The following is a 17,361-nucleotide window of genomic DNA, read 5'->3' as shown; positions in this document are numbered from 1 at the left end:
TTCCTTTCCTGGATGCCCCTCATGCTGCGCTCTGCATCGGCCGCCTTCCTGGCGCTGGCCCTGGTTCCCGCCGCCCACGCTGCGGTCGATTGCTCGGTCAACACCAGCGCCTCGCCGCTGCCGTTGCCGGCCACGACCATCGCGCCGGTTGCCGACGAGCTGTACATCCGTGGCAACCAGCTGGGCATGCCGGCCGGTGTGCTGAGCAGCAACTACGATCCGTCGCAGTCGCTGGACCAGGTGCTGCAGCGCCTGCGCATCGACGGCTGCCAGAACATCGCCAAGGCCATCCCTAGCGCACCGGCGGTGAAGCCGAACGATCCGGCGGCCTACAAGCCGCAGACCGAATTCGACAACACGCCCTGGCGCTTCGACATGAGCCAGAACGGCAAGCGCATGACCGCCGAAGAGTTCGACGCCTGGATGAAGGCGCGCGGTGTGCGCGTGGTCAAGGCGCGTCCGGCCCCGGCCGCCACGCCGGCGGCGGCTGAAGCACCGGCTGAGACCAAGCCGGTCGACAAGAAATAAGCACCGCGGGGAGCAGAGGCTTGCGCACGCGCCGCCCACCTGCTGCCCCCGCTGCCCGCTCCCACGCACCGCGTGGGCGTGCGACTTCCGCTGCCGCTTCCGCCGGTGTCCGCCATGGCCTGGCGCGTGTACTGTCCAAGGCCGGCGTGTGCTCGCGCAGCGAGGCCGCGCGCTGGATTGCCGAAGGCCGCGTACGCGTGTCCGGCCGGATCGTGCGCGACCCGGAATTTCCGATTGGCCAGCCGGTGCCGCCGATCGAGGTCGATGGCCAGCCCATGGGCGCGCCACAGCGCCTGTACCTGATGCTCAACAAACCGCGCGGGGTAGTGACCACCGCGCAGGACGAGCGCGGCCGCGACACCGTCTACCGCTGTTTCGATGGCGCGGGGCTGCCGTGGATCGCGCCGGTCGGGCGCCTGGACAAGGCCAGTGAAGGGCTGTTGCTGTTCAGCAACGATCCGCAGTGGGCGGCGCGCCTGACCGACCCGCAGACCGGGCCGGACAAGACCTACCACGTGCAGGTTGATGGCCTGCCCGATGACGCCACGCTGGCGGCACTGCGGGCCGGCGTGGAGGACGAAGGCGAGTTCCTCGCCGCCCGTGCCGTGCGCGTACTGCGCAGTGGCGACAAGACCGCATGGCTGGAGGTGGTCCTCGACGAGGGCCGCAATCGCCATATCCGCCGCCTGTTGGCGGCCTTCGACCTGCAGGTGCTGCGCCTGGTCCGGGTCGCGATCGGCGGGCTGCAGCTCGGCGATCTCGGCAAGGGCCAGTGGCGGGTCCTGCAGGTCAGCGACCAGCAGCGGCTGGGGGCCGCTGCACCGGGCTGATCATCGCCCGTGGCCGGCGTTTGCCGGCCGCCGTTCCAGGCGTAGGGGGCGCCTGGCTGTCGAATATCCCGAACGGAGCCTGCCATGTACCACCTGACCCTCAATCAAACCCTGCGCTGCGCAGGCCTGCTTCTGCCGATGGTGCTGCTGAGCGCCTGTGGTGGCCACAAGAAGGTGGCCAAGGCGGAAACGCCGGCCGAGACCCCGGTGGTGGAAGTGAAGACCCCGGAGCTGGATGGTCGCGGCAGTTACCGCTTCCTGATGAGCAACGGCGACAAGAAGATGACCGCCGATGAGTTCGATGCCTGGATGAAGGCCAACGGTATCCGCGTAGCCAAGGGCAATGGCCAGGATGCCGCCGCCAAGCCGGTGGTGGTGGCCAGCAAGGACGAGCCGAAGGGCAAGAAGAAAAAGAAGTGACGCGCGTCGCGCGTCATTTCGGTAGCGCCGGGCCGTGCCCGGCGAGCGCATGGCGCGGCTTTCGGGAAATCGCCGGGCATGGCCCGGCGCTACCCCAGGGGATCCGACCCCGGTGCGGTCAGCCCTTGACCATGCCCAGTTCGACGCCGATGCGCGTGAATGCATCGATCGCGCGGTCCAGATGCTCGCGGCTGTGCGCGGCGCTGATCTGGGTGCGGATGCGCGCCTGGCCCTTGGGTACCACCGGGAAGAAGAAACCGATCGCGTAGATGCCTTCTTCGAGCAGGCGCTCGGCGAACTTCTGTGCCAGCGGCGCGTCGTACAGCATCACCGGGCTGATCGGATGTACGCCCGGCTTCACGTCGAAACCGGCCGCGGTCATTTTTTCGCGGAAGTAGGCGGTGTTCTCGGCCAGCGTGCTGCGCAGGTCGTCGGCGGCGGCCAGCATTTCGAATGCCTTGATGCCTGCGGCCACCACGTGCGGCGGCAGCGAGTTGGAGAACAGGTACGGGCGCGAGCGCTGGCGCAGCAGTTCGATCACTTCGGCGCTGGCGCAGGTGAAGCCGCCAAGTGCGCCACCCATGGCCTTGCCCAGGGTGCCGGTGATGATGTCGATCTTCTCCAGCACGCCCTTGACCTCGGCCGAACCGCGGCCGGTGGCGCCAAGGAAACCGGTGGCGTGGCATTCGTCGATGTGCACCAGCGCGTTGTACTTCTTCGCCAGCGCAGTGATCTCGTCCAGCGGCGCGATGAAGCCGTCCATCGAGAACACGCCGTCGGTGGTGATCAGCTTGGTCTTGCAGCCGGCGGCATCGGCGGCCTGCAGCTGGGCTTCCAGGTCGGCCATGTCGCAGTTGGCGTAGCGGAAACGCTTGGCCTTGCACAGGCGCACGCCGTCGATGATCGACGCATGGTTCAGTGCGTCGGAAATGATCGCGTCATTCTCGCCAAGCAGTGGCTCGAACAGGCCGCCATTGGCATCGAAGCAGGCCGCGTAAAGGATGGTGTCCTGCTTGCCGAAGAAATCGGCGATCTGCTTCTCCAGCTGCTTGTGCAGGTCCTGGGTGCCGCAGATGAAGCGCACCGACGCCATGCCGAAGCCGTGGCTGTCCAGCGCGTCCTTGGCGGCCTGGATCAGGTCCGGGTGGTCGGCCAGGCCCAGATAGTTGTTGGCACAGAAATTCAGCACCGTGCGGCCGTCGTCGAGGGTGATCTCGGCCGACTGCGGGCTGGTGATGATCCGCTCGGACTTGAACAGGCCCTGGGCGCGGATGGCGTCCAGTTCCTCGGCGTAGTGGCGGGTCAGGGCGGAGGAGGGGTCGGTCATGGCGTGGGCACGGTTCTGAGCGGGGAAACCGCTGATTCTACCGGGCATCGCCGCTTGCCAACCGGCGCAGTTGCGGCGTCACCACAGCGGTCACATGTTGCATCGCAATAGCAAACGGGTTAAAAATTCGTGAACCGGCGCTGTCCCGCTCCGGCCGCCCCGCCTTCCGCGCCACGCCACCGCCCCCACCGGAGACGCTCATGAAGCACGCCCGTGCCTGCCTCGCCATTGCCGCTGCCCTGTCCATGGCCGCCCCGTTCACCGCCAGTGCCCAGGAAGACGAATCGCCGTACAGCTGGGACGTCACCGCCGTTTCCGATTACCTGTTCCGTGGTGTCTCACAGACCGACGAAAAGCCGACCCTGCAGGCGGGGTTCACCTACACCTCGCCGGTCGGCCTGTATGCCGGTGTCTGGGGTTCGGGCGTCGACTTCGGTCCGGGCGACCCGAGCACCGAGGTCGACTACCAGATCGGCTATGGCGTTGACGTCACGCCCCGCGTCAATTTCGACGCCCTGCTGAACCGCTACACCTACCTCGGTGCCAGCGAGCTGAACTACAACGAGCTGATCACCACCACCACGCTGGATGAGACCTACAAGCTGACGGTGGCCTACACCAACGATGTCTGGAACAGCAGCACCGATGGCTGGTACTTCGGCCTGGGCGGCAGCTGGGGCCTGCCGAAAGACTTCACCCTGAATGCCAACGTCGGCCGCAGCACCTTCGAGGACGGCATCGCCAAGGACTATACCGACTGGAACGTCGGCGTCGAACGCCAGTTCGGCCTGTTCAACGTCGGCCTCGGCTACTACGGCACCGACGGCAACGGCCGCGACAACTCCGGCAAGCTGGCCCACAGCCGGGTGATGCTGAGCGTGGCCGTCGGCAAGTAACGCCGCAGGCGTTACGGTAGGTGCCAAGCTTGCCTGGCACGCATTGGAAAAAGGCGCCCATCGGGCGCCTTTTTCATTCCGGTGACGCCGGGCATGGCCCGGCGCTACCGTGGGGCGGATCAGTTCCAGCTCAATACCACTTTGCCGGCCTTGCCTTCTTCCATCAGGTCGAAGCCCTTCTGGAAATCGTCAATCGGCAGCTGGTGGGTCATCACCTTGCCGAGCGGGAAGCCGGACAGCACCAGCTGGGTCATCTTGTACCAGGTCTCGTACATCTTGCGGCCGTAGATGCCCTGCACGGTCAGGCCCTTGAAGATGATCTTGTCCCAGTCGCAGCCGGCGCCCTTGGGCATGATGCCGAGCATGGCGATCTTGCCGCCGTGGTACATGCAGTCGAGCATGTCATTGAAAGCGCGCGGGTTGCCGCTCATTTCCAGGCCCACGTCGAAGCCTTCCATGTGCAGTTCCTTCATCACGTCCTTCAGCGACTGGTTGGCCACGTTGACCACGCGGGTAGCGCCCATGTCGGCGGCCAGCTTCAGGCGGAAGTCGTTGACGTCGGTCACCACTACGTTACGCGCGCCGATGTGCTTGCAGATGCCGGCGGCGATGATGCCGATCGGGCCGGCACCGGTGATCAGCACGTCCTCCCCGATCACATCGAATTCCAGCGCACAGTGCGCGGCGTTGCCGTAAGGATCGAAGAACGCGGCCAGCTCCGACGGAATCTGGTCCGGGATCGGCCACAGGTTGCTGGCCGGCATCACCATGTATTCGGCGAACGCGCCGTTGACGTTGACGCCGATGCCGACGGTGTTCGGACACAGGTGCGGGCGGCCGCCCCGGCAGTTGCGGCAATGACCGCAGACGATGTGGCCTTCGGCCGAGACGCGCTGGCCGATCTCATAGCCGGTCACTGCCGAGCCCAGCGCGGCGACGCGGCCGACGAATTCGTGGCCGATGGTCAGGCCCGGCTTGATGGTGCGCTGGCTCCACTCGTCCCACAGGTAGATGTGCAGGTCGGTACCGCAGATCGCGGTCTTCTCCAGCTTGATCAGGACCTCGTTCGGGCCGGGGGTCGGCACCGGAACTTCTTCCAGCCAGATGCCCTTGGCTGCTTCGCGCTTGACCAGGGCCTTCATCGTTTGCTGCGCCATCGGGGTGGAACTCATCAGGGGGAAAGCGCGGATTATAGGGTGCCGGACGGAATTCCCATGTTGCGCTGCGGGTGCTTTGGCGGAACGAAAGGCATGCGCCGACGGGCGTTTCGAACGTGCTGCAAACAGCAGCGCCGCTTCGCTCGCCGGGCATGGCTCGGCGCTACCGTCCGAGGCCAGGGGACTGTGGGGAGGCGAGAGGCCAGGCCGATGCAGGACCGTGAGCGCCATGGATGGCGCGACCGAGCCCCCATGGGTGAGGGCGCTTTGCTCGCGAAGCACTGCTTCGCAAGCGCCAGAACGCACAGCCGCCAGCGGCTGGGCCGGGCCGCGGAGCGGGGTTTACGGCGTGTCCTGCATCGGCCTGGCCTCTCGCCTCTGACCGATCGCAATGGAAACGCTGAACGGTGGAGGCACCTGATTGCATGACTTCCGGGGTTCGGGCCGGGGCAGGGCGGCGGGCTACAATCGAGGGTTCCACTACCAGGGGCCGCTCCATGCGCTCGAACCTGCTTGCATTTTCCATCGTCGCCAGCCTCGGGCTGGCCCAGGTCGCCCATGCCGCTGAAGGCATGTGGGTGCCGCAGCAGCTGCCGGAAATCGCCGGCCCGCTGCAGAAGGCCGGCCTGAAGCTGTCCCCGCAGCAGCTGTCCAACCTGACCGGCGACCCGATGGGCGCGGTCGTCGCCCTCGGCGGCTGCACCGCCAGCTTCGTCTCGCCGCAGGGTCTGGTGGTCACCAACCACCATTGCGCGTATGGCGCCATCCAGCTGAATTCGACCGCGCAGAAGAACCTGATCAAGGACGGCTTCAACGCGCCGACCCTGAAGGACGAACTGAGCGCCGGCCCGAACGCCCGCGTGTTCGTGCTCGACCAGATCACCGACGTCACCGCCCAGGCCAAGGCCGCCATCGCCGCCGCCGGCAATGACCCGTTGGCCCGCAGCCGCGCGCTGGACGCCTTCGACAAGGCCCAGGTTGCCGCCTGTGAGGCCGATGCCGGTTTCCGCTGCCGCCTGTACAGCTTCTCCGGCGGCAACACCTACCGCCTGTTCCGCAACATGGAAATCAAGGATGTGCGCCTGGTCTACGCGCCCCCGGGCAGCGTCGGCAAGTTCGGCGGCGACGTCGACAACTGGATGTGGCCACGCCACACCGGCGATTTCTCGTTCTACCGCGCCTACGTCGGCAAGGACGGCAAGCCGGCCGCCTTCGCCGCCGACAACGTGCCGTACCAGCCCAAGCACTTCCTGAAGTTCGCCGACCAGCCGCTGGGCGCCGACGACTTCGTGATGGTGGCCGGCTACCCGGGCCGCACCAACCGCTACGCGCTGGCCGGTGAGTTCAACGAAACCGCCAGCTTCACCTACCCGACCATCGCCAAGCACTACAACGCGGTGCTGAAGCTGATCGCCGACGCCGGCAAGGCCGACGCCGACGTCAAGGTGAAGTACGCCGCCACCGCCGCCAGCATGAACAACGTGGCCAAGAACTACCTGGGCCAGCTGGAAGGCTTCAAGCGCATCGACGCCGCTGGCCAGAAGCAGGCTGAAGAAGCCGCCGTGCTGGCGTGGCTGAAGAAGCAGGGCGCTGCCGGCAAGCCGGCCCTGGCCGCACACGCGCAGCTGCTCAAGCATCTGGATACCAGCAAGGCCACCCGCGAACGCGACCTGTTCGTCGGCCAGTTCAACAACACCTCGGCCGTTGGCGCGGCGATCGCCCTGTACCGCCTGTCGATCGAGCGCAGCAAGCCGGATGCCGAACGCGAAGCCGGTTACCAGGAACGCGACCTGACCACCATCGAAGGTGGCCTGAAGCAGATGGATCGTCGCTACGTGGCGAAGATGGACCAGCAGCTGCAGGCCTACTGGCTGGAGCAGTACGTGGCCCTGCCGGCCGCGCAGCGCGACAATGACGTGCTGAACAAGTGGCTGGCCGGCAGCGATGCCGCTGCGGTGAAGTCGGTGGTGGCCAAGCTGTCGGGCACCGAGCTGGGCAGCCTGGATGCACGCCTGAAGTGGTTCAAGGCCGACCGTGCCGCGTTTGAAGCCAGCAGCGATCCGGCCATCCAGTACGCCGTGGCTGTCATGCCGGCACTGCTGAAGCAGGAAGAGCAGAAGAAGATCCGCGAAGGCGAATCGCTGACCGCGCGCCCGCTGTACCTGCAGGCCGTGGCCGACTACAAGAAGAGCCAGGGTGAGTTTGTCTACCCGGACGCCAACCTGTCGCTGCGCATCACCTTCGGCAACGTCATGGGCTATGGCAAGGACGGCGTGACGTACACCCCGTTCACCACCCTGGAAGGCGTGGCGGCGAAGGAGACCGGTGAAGATCCGTTCGATTCGCCGAAGGCGCTGCTCGATGCGGTCAAGGCCAAGCGTTACGGCGGCCTGGAAGACAAGCGCATCGGTTCGGTGCCGGTGAACTTCCTGTCCAACCTGGACATCACCGGCGGCAACTCGGGTTCGCCGGTGCTGGACGCCAACGGCAAGCTGGTCGGCCTGGCCTTCGATGGCAACTGGGAATCGGTCAGCTCCAACTGGGTGTTCGACCCGGTGATGACCCGCATGATCGCCGTCGACAGCCGCTACATGCAGTGGATCATGCAGGAAGTGGCGCCGGCGCCGCAGCTGCTGAAGGAACTGAACCTGGCGAAATAAACCGGTTGCGGTAGTGCCGGCCGCTGGCCGGCAAACACGACCCGATGGCCGGGAATTCCGAAACCCCGCGACCCACGTCGCGGGGTTTTTTCATGCCCGGCCCGGCCCGGTGCGCCGAACAGGTATCATCCCTGTTCCGCGTGCTTCACAGGATGTGAACGAAACGCGGAAACCTCCTCCCCCCAGGACCCCTTGCACGCATGCGCATCCTGCTTGCCCGCCACGGCGAAACGCCGTGGAACGCCGAAGGCCGCTACCAGGGCCAGATCGACATCCCGCTTTCGCCGATCGGCGAAGCCCAGGCCCAGGCCCTGGGTGCCCGCCTGGCCTCGGTGGACATCACCCGTGCCGTCGCCTCGCCGCTGTCGCGCGCGCAGCGGACCGCGCAGCTGGCGCTTGGCGCCGCCCGCGCCGACATGCTGCTGACCGAGCCGGAGCTGCAGGAAATCGCCCACGGTGAATGGGAAGGGTTGCTGGCCAGCGAGATCCACGAGAAGGATCCGTCGCGCCTGCAGGCCTGGCGCGAGGAGCCGGATACGGTGTTGATGCCCGGCGGCGAATCGCTGCGCCTGGTGCTGGAGCGCAGCTGGCGTGGCCTGGCCCGCGCCACCGAAGGCCTCGGCGAGCACGACACCCTGCTGGTGGTTGCGCACGATGCGGTCAACCGCGTGATCCTGTGCAAGGTGCTGGGCCTGCCGCTTTCCCGGCTGTGGACCTTCCGCCAGGCACCGACCACGCTCAACCTGCTCGAAGGCGCCGACCTGGACAGCCTGGAAGTGGTGCGCCTGAACGACTGCGCCCACCACACGCCGTTCTTCGGCGAAGCCAAGCACCGCGCCCTCTGATTCCCGAACCACCTGCTTCTGCTGGAACCCCTGCCGTGACGAACACCCCGACCACCCTGGCCGACTGGCTGGACTACATTGAACGCCAGCACCCGGCGACCATCGACATGGGCCTGGAGCGCGTGCGCGCCGTGGCCACCGCGATGGGCCTGGGGGCGCCGGGCAAGCGCACCATCGTGGTTGGTGGCACCAACGGCAAGGGCTCGACCGTCGCCTTCATCGAAGCCATTGCACGTGCCGCCGGCTGGAAGGTCGGCGCGTACACCTCGCCGCACCTGCTGCGCTACAACGAGCGCGTGCGCATCGACGGCCAGGACGTGGACGATGCGGCGCTGGTTGCTGCGTTCAACGCCGTCGAGGCCGCACGCGGCGAGACCACGCTGACCTATTTCGAGTACGGCACGCTGGCCGCGCTGCAGCTGTTCGCCGACGCCGGGCTGGACCTGGCGGTTCTGGAAGTGGGTCTGGGCGGTCGCCTGGATGCGGTCAACATCGTCGACGCCGATGTGGCCGTGATCACCACTGTGGACATCGACCATGCCGAATGGCTGGGCGAAGACCGCGAAGCAATCGGCACCGAGAAGGCCGGCATCATCCGTGGCTGGAAGCCGGTGATCCTGGGTGAGACCGACCCGCCGTCGAGCGTGCTCGCACGGGCCTACCTGGTGGGTGCCAACGCGATCCGCGGCGGCAGCGACTATTTCTACGAGCCGATCGATGCCCAGCGCTGGCGCTGGCGGGACGTTGGCCTGCGCATGGAACTGCCAACCCCGGCGCTGGCCGGGCCGATCCAGCTGGCCAATGCGGGTGCCGCCATCGCTGCGCTGCGCGCGCTGGACAAGCCGGTGCCGCGCGCGGCGTGGGCCGCTGGTATCGCGGCGGCGCGTATCCCGGGTCGGCTGCAGGCGTTCGAGCGAGATGGCGTGCAGATCCGCGTCGACGTCGGGCACAACCCGCAGGCGGCGGGCCAGCTGGCCCGCGCGCTGAAGGCCGAAGCGTCGGCCGGGCGCACCTTGGCGGTGTATGCCGCATTGCAGGACAAGGACGCGGTGGGTGTGGTGCAGGCATTGCAGGGCGTGGTTGGCGAGTGGACCCTTGCCGGCCTGGACGGTCCGCGCGGCCAGAGTGCCGCCCGGTTGCAGGCGCGCCTGGCCGAGACCGATGCTGGCAGCGCGCAGCTGGCCGCTTCGGTCGAGCAGGCGCTGGCGCAGGTACTGGATCGGGCCGAGCGCGGTGACCGCGTACTGGTGTTTGGCTCCTTCCATACCGCCGCCGCCGCGTTGCAGTGGCTGCAGCGCAACGCCTGAGCCACGTTCAGCCAATCCCGACGCCGTCCGGTCCGGCACCCGTATAATCGACCGCAACCTCCGGACAGTTGCCGCCTCACGTGGATACGCCTCTGAAACAGCGTCTGATTGGTGCCATCGTGCTGGTCGCACTGGCCGTGATTTTCCTGCCGATGCTGGTCAAGGGACCTGCACCGGACAGCGGTGTGGCCTCGGTGCCGATCGCCGCGCCGGACGCGCCGGCCGATGGCCAGTTCGAAACCCGTGAACTACCGCTGGTGGCTCCGGCCGGTGGTGCCACCGGCCTGCAGACCGGGCAGGCCAAGCCGCTGCAGGACGCCGCCACGCCGGCCACTCCGCCGACCGTGGACACCTCGCCGACGGTCGCCGCCGGCAACTATGCGGTTACTTTCGGTGCCTACGGCAGCAAGGCCGACGCCGACGCGGTGATCGCCTACCTGCAGCGCTCGCAGCTGCCGGGCTTCGCCGAAACGGCGACCATCAACGGCCGCCAGGCATGGCGCGTGCGCGTGGGGCCGTATGCCGACCGTGCACAGGCCGAGGCCGCCCGCCTGCAGGCGGTGAAGATCCGTGCCGATGTGAAGGCCGAAGTGATCACCCTGGATGCCGCAGCGGACAGCAGCGCCCCGGTGGCAGCCACCCCGACACCGGCTACGCCGAGCGCCAGTACCCCATCCGCCGCCACCGCGCCGTCGGCCAGCAGCAACCCGGTGCGCAGTGAAAGTCTGCCGCCGAGTACGCCGACTGCAACGACCACTCCGGCGGCCAAGCCCGAGCCGCCGAAGCCGGCGCCGAAGCCCGAAACCCCGAAGCCCGAGCCGAAGCCGGAGGCCACCGCCAGCAAGCCGGCAACGGCCCCGGCCACGCCGGCAGCACCGGCCGCCAGCGGCGTCGGCTTTGCCGTGCAGCTGGGCGCGTTCGGCCAGGCCAACGATGCCAACGCCCTGCGCGACAAGGTCCGTGCCGCCGGTTTCAGCGCCTTCGTCGAGCAGGTGCGTACGGACAAGGGCACCCTGCATCGCGTCCGCGTCGGGCCGGTGGCCAACCGTGGCGATGCCGAGCAGCTGAAGGCGCAGGTCGCCGCCAAGGTCGGCGTCGCCGGCATGGTCCGGCCGCACCCATGACCCACGCGCAGCCGCGTTGCCAGCGCCGCCGAAGGAGCGGGGCGCCATGATCGACGTGGTGCTGCTGATCGTGATCGCCGCCTCCACCCTGCTGGGGATGCTGCGCGGCTTCGTCGGCATCGTCATTGGCACCCTGTCGTGGCTGCTGGCCGCGTGGGCGGCCTTCGCCTTCGGCAATGATGCCGCCCATTGGTGGGCTGCCCCGGCGGCCCCCGGTGGCGAACACTTCGTCGGCGGCTACCTGGGCGTCGGCATCGGCGTGATGATCGTGGTTGCGGTGATCGGCATGGTCATCAAGGCTCTGGTCCACCGCAGCATGCTGACCAGCCTGGACCGCCTGCTGGGCGGGGTGCTGGGCGCCGTGCGGGGCGGCCTGATCGCCGCGATCCTGCTGCTGCTGGGCAGTTTCACCCCGTTGACTGCCGAGCCCTCCTGGCAGCGCTCGGCGGTGCGGCCACTGCTGAACCCCACCGTTGCCTGGATGAACAGCAAGCTGCCGCACTGGGAGGTTCCCGGGGCCGATCTGCTGCCCAAGGCCTTGCCGACCGACGCGCTGTCCCCATCTGCATTGATGGAGTTGGGCAAGAACGCAGGCGCCGGGTTGGGAAAGCCGGGCGCGGCAGGCGATAATGGCATCCTCAACCAGGTAGTGGCAGGCAGCGGATGGCTGCGGCCTGCGAAAGCGGAACAGGGCGATTCCTACGATCCGGCGGAAGTGCGCCCGGATGCTCCTGCACTGCCGGACAGTATCGAGCCGGGCGATCCGGCCAACGTCGACCGCGTGCGCGGCGACCACCGCGGCCAGGTACGGCCACCTTCCTTGTAACTGGGCACAGCCCAGCGGAGACCTCGCATCATGTGTGGCATCGTCGGAATCGTCGGCAACCAGAACGTCGCCGGGCAGTTGTATGACGGCTTGACCGTCCTCCAGCACCGTGGCCAGGATGCGGCGGGCATCGCCACCGCCAGCGGCAGCCGCCTGCGCGTGCAGAAGGCCACCGGCCTGGTCCGCGATGTGTTCGATGCCCGCACCATGTCCACCCTGGAAGGCAGCGTGGGCATTGCCCACGTGCGCTACCCGACCGCCGGTTCGGAAGGCATGGACGAGGCGCAGCCGTTCTACGTCAATTCGCCGTACGGCATCGCGCTGGCCCACAACGGCAACCTGATCAACACCGAGGTGCTGCGCCAGCAGGTGTTCGAACAGGACCGCCGCAACGTCAACACCGATTCGGACAGCGAAGTGCTGCTGAACGTGTTCGCCTACGAACTGGAACAGCAGCGCCAGCTCAGCCCGGAAGCGGCCATCCGCGCGGTGGCCGGCGTGCACCGCCGCTGCAAGGGTGGCTATGCAGTGGTCAGCGTGGTGCTGGGCCTGGGCCTGGTCGCCTTCCGCGACCCGCATGGAATCCGCCCGCTGGTGCTTGGCAAGCGCAGCCATGCCGAGGGTGACGAGTACATCGTGGCGTCCGAGTCGGCCGCGCTGGATGTGCTGGGCTTCCAGCGCGTGCGCGACGTGCAGCCGGGCGAGGCACTGGTCATCACCGCGCGCGGCGAGCTGTTCTCGGAGATCTGCGCCGAGCCGGCCGAGCACACCCCGTGCATCTTCGAATACGTGTACTTCGCGCGCCCGGACTCGATGATCGACAATGTCTCGGTGCACAAGGCGCGCATGCGCATGGGCATCAAGCTGGGCGAGAAGATCCTGCGCCTGCGCCCGGATCATGACATCGACACCATCATCCCGATCCCGGATACCTCGCGCGACGCTGCGCTTGAGATCTCCAACGTGCTCGGCGTGAAGTACCGCGAAGGCTTCATCAAGAACCGCTACATCGGCCGTACCTTCATCATGCCGGGGCAGGGCGAACGCGTGAAGTCGGTGCGTCGCAAGCTCAACCCGATCCACCTTGAGTTCCGCAACCGCGTGGTGCTGCTGGTGGACGATTCGATCGTGCGTGGCACCACCAGCCAGCAGATCGTGCAGATGGCCCGTGACGCGGGCGCGCGCAAGGTCTACTTGGCCAGCGCCGCGCCGCCGGTGCGCTACCCGAACATCTACGGTATCGACATGCCGGCGGCTGAAGAGCTGGTCGCGCACAACCGCACGGTGGAAGAGATCGAGGCCCACCTGGGCTGCGACTGGCTGATCTACCAGGACCTGGAAGACATGGAAGCGGCGGTGAGCGAAGGCAACCCGGCGCTGCGCAGCTTCGATTCGTCCTGCTTCAACGGCCACTACCCGACCGGTATCGAGCCGGGCTACTTCGAGCGCATCCAGCAGTTGCGTTCGGACGATGCCAAGCACAAGCGCCGCGCCTGAGGATCAGGCGTGGTCGATGTACCCGACGTTGGTGGCGACCTGCTGCGCGCAGCGCAGCAGTGCCTGGCCGAAGCCGACCCGCTGCGCAAGGTTGCGCTGACCCAGGCGTATGCGGCCGCGTTCCGTGCCGGTCGCCTGAAGGTGGCGGCCGATGCGCCACCGCCGGAACCGATCCGCATGCCGGGCCGGCCAGCGCAGCTGATGCTGGTGCATCCGCGCGAAGTTCCGCGGCGCGGACTGGGTGGCGTGGAGGGGCGGGCCGCTTTCATCCACGCCATCGCCCATATCGAACTCAACGCGATCGACCTGGCCTGGGACGCGGTGTACCGCTTCCGTGGCCTGCCGTCGGCGTTTCATGCCGACTGGGTCAGCTGTGCCGACGACGAATCGCGGCATTTCATGCTGCTGCGCGAGCGCCTGCAGGTGCATGGCCACGACTACGCCGACTTCCCCGCGCACAACGGCCTGTGGGAAATGTGCGAAAAGACCGCGCACGATGGCCTGGCACGCATGGCGCTGGTGCCGCGCGTGCTGGAAGCGCGCGGCCTGGACGTGACGCCCGGCATGATCGAGAAACTGCGCAATGTCGGTGATGGCGAGACCGCAGATGTGCTGGAAGTGATCCTGCGCGAGGAAGTGGCACATGTGGCTGCCGGTTCGCGCTGGTACCGCTGGTATTGTGACCGTGCCGGCGTCGAACCGCGTGCACGTTTCAAGGAACTGCTGGTGGAGTACGCCGGCGGCTACCTGCACGGACCGTTCAACATGGAAGCGCGCCTGCTGGCCGGGTTCGATGCGGATGAGCTGGCCAACCTGATCGAACAGGCGGGCTGAGCCGCGCCGGTTGGCGGCATCCACGCATGGCGTGGATCTACTTCATCTGGCTGCACCAGTAGATCCACGCCATGCGTGGATGCGCGTCATGCGTTGGGCAGGACCACCCGCTTGCCATCCACGGTCGGCCGGTTGATGTAGAACAACCCCGGCCCGGGCCGGTACGGCAGTTCGCTGACGCCGGCATCGGCGGCGTAGGTCAGTGCGGTGTCGCCCAGCGCATCGAAGTTCCAGTGCGCCGACTGCATCAGGTAGCGCCGACGCAGCAGCGCCTCCTGTGTCGCCGTCAGTGGCTGTCCGGCCACCAGGCGCCGTGCGATAGGCCGCAGGGCGGACGGCAGTTCCCAGCCGGGAACCTCGGCGGCATTTGCAGTCCATCGCACGCCGGCATCGATGGCCTGCTGCTGCATCACCTGCAGTGCGATCAGCTGGTAACGCCAGTCGATGGGCCGGCGCAGTACCACGGCGGCGGTCACATACAGCACCGGTGACAACAGCACGCTGCGGCTGCCGGCGCGTCGCTGCTGCTGCCACTGGTGCCAGACATCCACCCAGATTTCCTTCTCGTCCACGCCCAGCTGCTGTCGCCAGCGTTCGGCATCGGCCTGTGTTTCAGCATAGGCCGTGGTGGCCTGCAGCATCGCCAGTGGAGGAATCTGGTAGTCGGCAACCGCGGGGCGGCGCAGCAACTGCCGGCGCGGGCGACTGAGCAGCTTGGGCCCTTCGTCGAGCTGGTTGTAGCCGCCACCGATGTTGGCGTGCACGCCGGGCAGGGCAATCTCGGTGAACGGCGGCGCCACGCTGGTCAGTGCATAGTGCTGGCGATGTTCATCACGCGCGGTGAGCTGCACGACGTGGCGTGCGATGCCACTGCGCAGCGCCAGTTGCGGCTGTTCCTCGGCGCGGCCGCCATTGACCGCGACCACGGTGTCGAACAGACCGATGAAGCGAAGCACCGGCGTGGCCGGGGCGAAGTCGGTTGCACAGGCAAGGCCCGAGGCCTGCAGCAGCTGCCGCCACCGCGTGCCGTCCCAACCCTGCAGCTGGTTGCCGATGTCACGTGCCGAGGCAGCGCCGCGCGAATAGCCAAACAGATCCACCTGCACACTACGCAGCGGTGGCTGCCAGCGTGCGGACAGCTCGGCCAGTGCCGCCGGCAGCAGCACCTGCAGCGCACGCCGTACTTTGGCGCGCACACCACTGGCGCCGATGCCGAACGCCAGTCCGATCAGGTCGTCGTCGGCATCGTCGCGGGTGCCCACGCCTTCCACGTAGATCGACAGCGAAGGTGTGGCCATCGCATCGCGGCGGCTGTCCGGATACAGCTGCTGCAGGCGTGCGATGTTGGTCAGGCCGTTGTCGTAGCTGCTGGTCAGCCGGCTCTGGTAGGTCGAATCGTCATCCGCACGCAGCTGCGCCGGACGTGGCTGCGGAACCCGGGGGCGACCGCGTGCCAGGTTGTGTGCGTTGTTGCGGGTGCCATCGAAGAACAGGCCTATCCGCAGCAAGCCGACATCTTCGTCCGTGTCCTGCGATGGAGCCATGTGCATGTCCCGTCGTGGCTACGTCACGGTAGCGCGAAAGCGGTGTATTGGCGAAGTGTAGTGACGCTTTTGACCTTAATTAACGTAGATGCGGTGGATCACAGTTCCTGATTTTCATCTCCGTCTTCTATTGAATTCACACGGCCCACGCAGGCCATATGGCCAAACCCGGCAAACCCGGGCGTGCTGCATCAACGCTGTTCACATCATTCAAGGAGCGACGCAATGTTGTCCAGATCGATTGGCAAAGCGGCAGGTGGCCTGGTGTTGGGTTTGTCGGTGGCAGCGGCCGCGCAGGCGGCACCGTTGTTCGAGCCAGTGACGGTCATCAGCCGTGCATCGGCAAACAGTGAGCCCGCGCTGGGCAAGCTGCTGGCCACCCCGTCCACCGCGACGGTACAGGAAGTGCGTGTCGATGCAGCTGCCACCGCGCAGCCGCAGCTCGAGTTCGAACTGCTCGGCCGGCGCGTGCAGGCGGTGCGCAGCAAGGTGGAGGCGCTGCCCGATGGCGGCAGCATCTGGTACGGCCAGTTCCGCTCCCCTTCGGACAAGCTGACCGCTGCCACGTCCAATGGCCAGGACGATCCGGGCAATTCGCTGATCCTGGTGCGCTCGGGCGACACCATCACTGGGTCGATCCGCAAGGACGGCAAGCTCTATCGCCTGCGCCCGCTGGGCAACCGCCACGTGCTGGTGGAAGTGGACGAATCGCGGATGCCGGCCGACCATCCGGCCGACTACAACCAGCTGCCGAAAATCCCGATGGGCGCCAACGATCGCATCGGTACCGCACAGGCGTCGTCCGGCACCCCGGCCACCATCCGCGTGCTGGTGGTGGCGACCAATGCGGCCGTGGCGGCCTATGGCGGCAACATGCAGTCGCTGGTGCAGCTGGCCGTGGCCGAGTCCAACCAGGGGTATGTCAACAGCAACGTGGGCATCACCATGCAGCTGGCCCGCTACGAGACCACCAACTACACCGAATCGGGCAGCTTCGATACTGATCTGGCCCGCTTCCGTGGCACCAGCGACGGCTACATGGACAGCATCCACACCAGCCGGAACACCTACACGGCGGACGTGGGCGTGCTGCTGATCAACAACAGTGCGTACTGTGGCCTGGCCTCGGGCATAGGCTCGACGGCTTCCACCGCCTTCGCGGCGGTGTACTGGGATTGCGCGACAGGCTATTACTCGTTCGCGCACGAGATCGGCCACCTGCAGAGTGCACGGCATGATATCGCCACCGACCCGAGCACCTCGCCGTACGCCTATGGCCATGGTTATCGCTATGAGCCGTCCAGCGGCACCGGCTGGCGCACGATCATGGCCTACAACTGCACCCGCAGCTGCCCGCGCCTGAACTACTGGTCCAACCCGAACATCAGCTACAACGGCATCCCGATGGGCAACGCCAGTACCGCCGACAACCAGCGCGTGCTGGTCAATACCAAGGCCACCATCGCGGGCTTCCGCTGAGGCCAGGCGCCGGCCAGGGGCGGTGTCTGCCCGGGTGCGTGCACCTGCCCGGGTAGATGCCAACCCTGGTTGGCACCCTGCGATCCA

At 67.2% G+C, this 17,361-nt stretch carries 15 protein-coding genes; 12 read left to right on the top strand and 3 right to left on the bottom strand.

Annotated features, from left to right (window positions below; translation table 11 throughout):
* The first annotated feature begins 21 nt into the window (after positions 1-21).
* The 3 genes from G370_RS0104610 (at position 22) to G370_RS0104600 (ending at position 1,778) form a co-directional block, all read left to right on the top strand.
* Entirely contained in the window at positions 22-528 is a 507-nt protein-coding gene (locus G370_RS0104610; protein WP_014646073.1) for a hypothetical protein, read from the top strand.
* A gap of 20 nt (positions 529-548) precedes the next feature.
* Positions 549-1,358, top strand: coding sequence for a pseudouridine synthase (locus G370_RS0104605; RefSeq protein WP_019659557.1), 810 nt, complete (start codon positions 549-551; stop codon positions 1,356-1,358).
* Between the two features lie 84 nt (positions 1,359-1,442).
* Positions 1,443-1,778, top strand: coding sequence for a hypothetical protein (locus tag G370_RS0104600; RefSeq protein WP_019659556.1), 336 nt, complete (start codon positions 1,443-1,445; stop codon positions 1,776-1,778).
* Positions 1,779-1,896: 118 nt separating this feature from the next.
* Here G370_RS0104600 and kbl read toward each other — a convergent pair whose 3' ends face one another.
* Complete coding sequence (kbl, locus tag G370_RS0104595) at positions 1,897-3,105, bottom strand: glycine C-acetyltransferase (protein ID WP_019659555.1); 1,209 nt, start codon at positions 3,103-3,105, stop codon at positions 1,897-1,899.
* A gap of 200 nt (positions 3,106-3,305) precedes the next feature.
* Here kbl and G370_RS0104590 point away from each other — a divergent pair, with 200 nt between their 5' ends.
* Positions 3,306-4,001, top strand: coding sequence for a TorF family putative porin (locus G370_RS0104590; RefSeq protein WP_019659554.1), 696 nt, complete (start codon positions 3,306-3,308; stop codon positions 3,999-4,001).
* A gap of 119 nt (positions 4,002-4,120) precedes the next feature.
* Here the strand turns inward: G370_RS0104590 and tdh are convergent, their stop codons facing one another.
* On the bottom strand, positions 4,121-5,143 hold the full coding sequence (gene tdh / locus G370_RS0104585) for an L-threonine 3-dehydrogenase (RefSeq protein WP_026346966.1): 1,023 nt from the start codon (positions 5,141-5,143) through the stop codon (positions 4,121-4,123).
* Between the two features lie 512 nt (positions 5,144-5,655).
* Here tdh and G370_RS0104580 point away from each other — a divergent pair.
* From G370_RS0104580 to G370_RS0104550, 7 genes are all read left to right on the top strand, one after another.
* Positions 5,656-7,818 (top strand): S46 family peptidase, encoded by a 2,163-nt coding sequence (locus tag G370_RS0104580; RefSeq protein WP_019659552.1) that lies wholly within the window; start codon positions 5,656-5,658, stop codon positions 7,816-7,818.
* Positions 7,819-8,018: 200 nt separating this feature from the next.
* A complete protein-coding gene (locus tag G370_RS0104575) occupies positions 8,019-8,663 on the top strand; it encodes a histidine phosphatase family protein (RefSeq protein ID WP_005408242.1) in 645 nt (214 codons plus the stop codon).
* Positions 8,664-8,698: 35 nt separating this feature from the next.
* Positions 8,699-9,970 carry a bifunctional tetrahydrofolate synthase/dihydrofolate synthase gene (gene folC / locus G370_RS0104570; protein WP_019659551.1) on the top strand — a complete coding sequence of 424 codons (1,272 nt, stop codon included), beginning with the start codon at positions 8,699-8,701 and terminating at the stop codon, positions 9,968-9,970.
* A gap of 80 nt (positions 9,971-10,050) precedes the next feature.
* The gene (locus G370_RS0104565) at positions 10,051-11,094 is read left to right on the top strand and encodes an SPOR domain-containing protein (protein ID WP_019659550.1); all 1,044 of its coding nucleotides are present in this window, start codon (positions 10,051-10,053) and stop codon (positions 11,092-11,094) included.
* Between the two features lie 46 nt (positions 11,095-11,140).
* Positions 11,141-11,920, top strand: a complete 780-nt coding sequence (locus tag G370_RS0104560; RefSeq protein WP_019659549.1) for a CvpA family protein — start codon at positions 11,141-11,143, stop codon at positions 11,918-11,920.
* Positions 11,921-11,950: 30 nt separating this feature from the next.
* Positions 11,951-13,417 (top strand): amidophosphoribosyltransferase, encoded by a 1,467-nt coding sequence (gene purF, locus G370_RS0104555; RefSeq protein WP_019659548.1) that lies wholly within the window; start codon positions 11,951-11,953, stop codon positions 13,415-13,417.
* Positions 13,418-13,426: 9 nt separating this feature from the next.
* A complete protein-coding gene (locus G370_RS0104550) occupies positions 13,427-14,251 on the top strand; it encodes a ferritin-like domain-containing protein (RefSeq protein ID WP_019659547.1) in 825 nt (274 codons plus the stop codon).
* 86 nt (positions 14,252-14,337) lie between these two features.
* On the opposite strand, the gene G370_RS0104545 is transcribed toward G370_RS0104550, so the two are convergent.
* Positions 14,338-15,795, bottom strand: coding sequence for a phospholipase effector Tle1 domain-containing protein (locus tag G370_RS0104545; protein ID WP_019659546.1), 1,458 nt, complete (start codon positions 15,793-15,795; stop codon positions 14,338-14,340).
* A 225-nt stretch (positions 15,796-16,020) separates the two neighbouring features.
* On the opposite strand from G370_RS0104545, the gene G370_RS0104540 reads away from it, so the two are divergent.
* Positions 16,021-17,274, top strand: coding sequence for a M12 family metallo-peptidase (locus G370_RS0104540; protein ID WP_019659545.1), 1,254 nt, complete (start codon positions 16,021-16,023; stop codon positions 17,272-17,274).
* The last annotated feature ends 87 nt before the right edge of the window (positions 17,275-17,361 follow it).

Origin of the sequence: Stenotrophomonas hibiscicola ATCC 19867, assembly GCF_000382065.1 — a bacterium.
Taxonomy (GTDB): domain Bacteria; phylum Pseudomonadota; class Gammaproteobacteria; order Xanthomonadales; family Xanthomonadaceae; genus Stenotrophomonas; species Stenotrophomonas hibiscicola.
The sequence above is the reverse complement of the archived record's forward strand: the minus strand, read 5'-3'. Positions and strand labels throughout refer to the sequence as shown.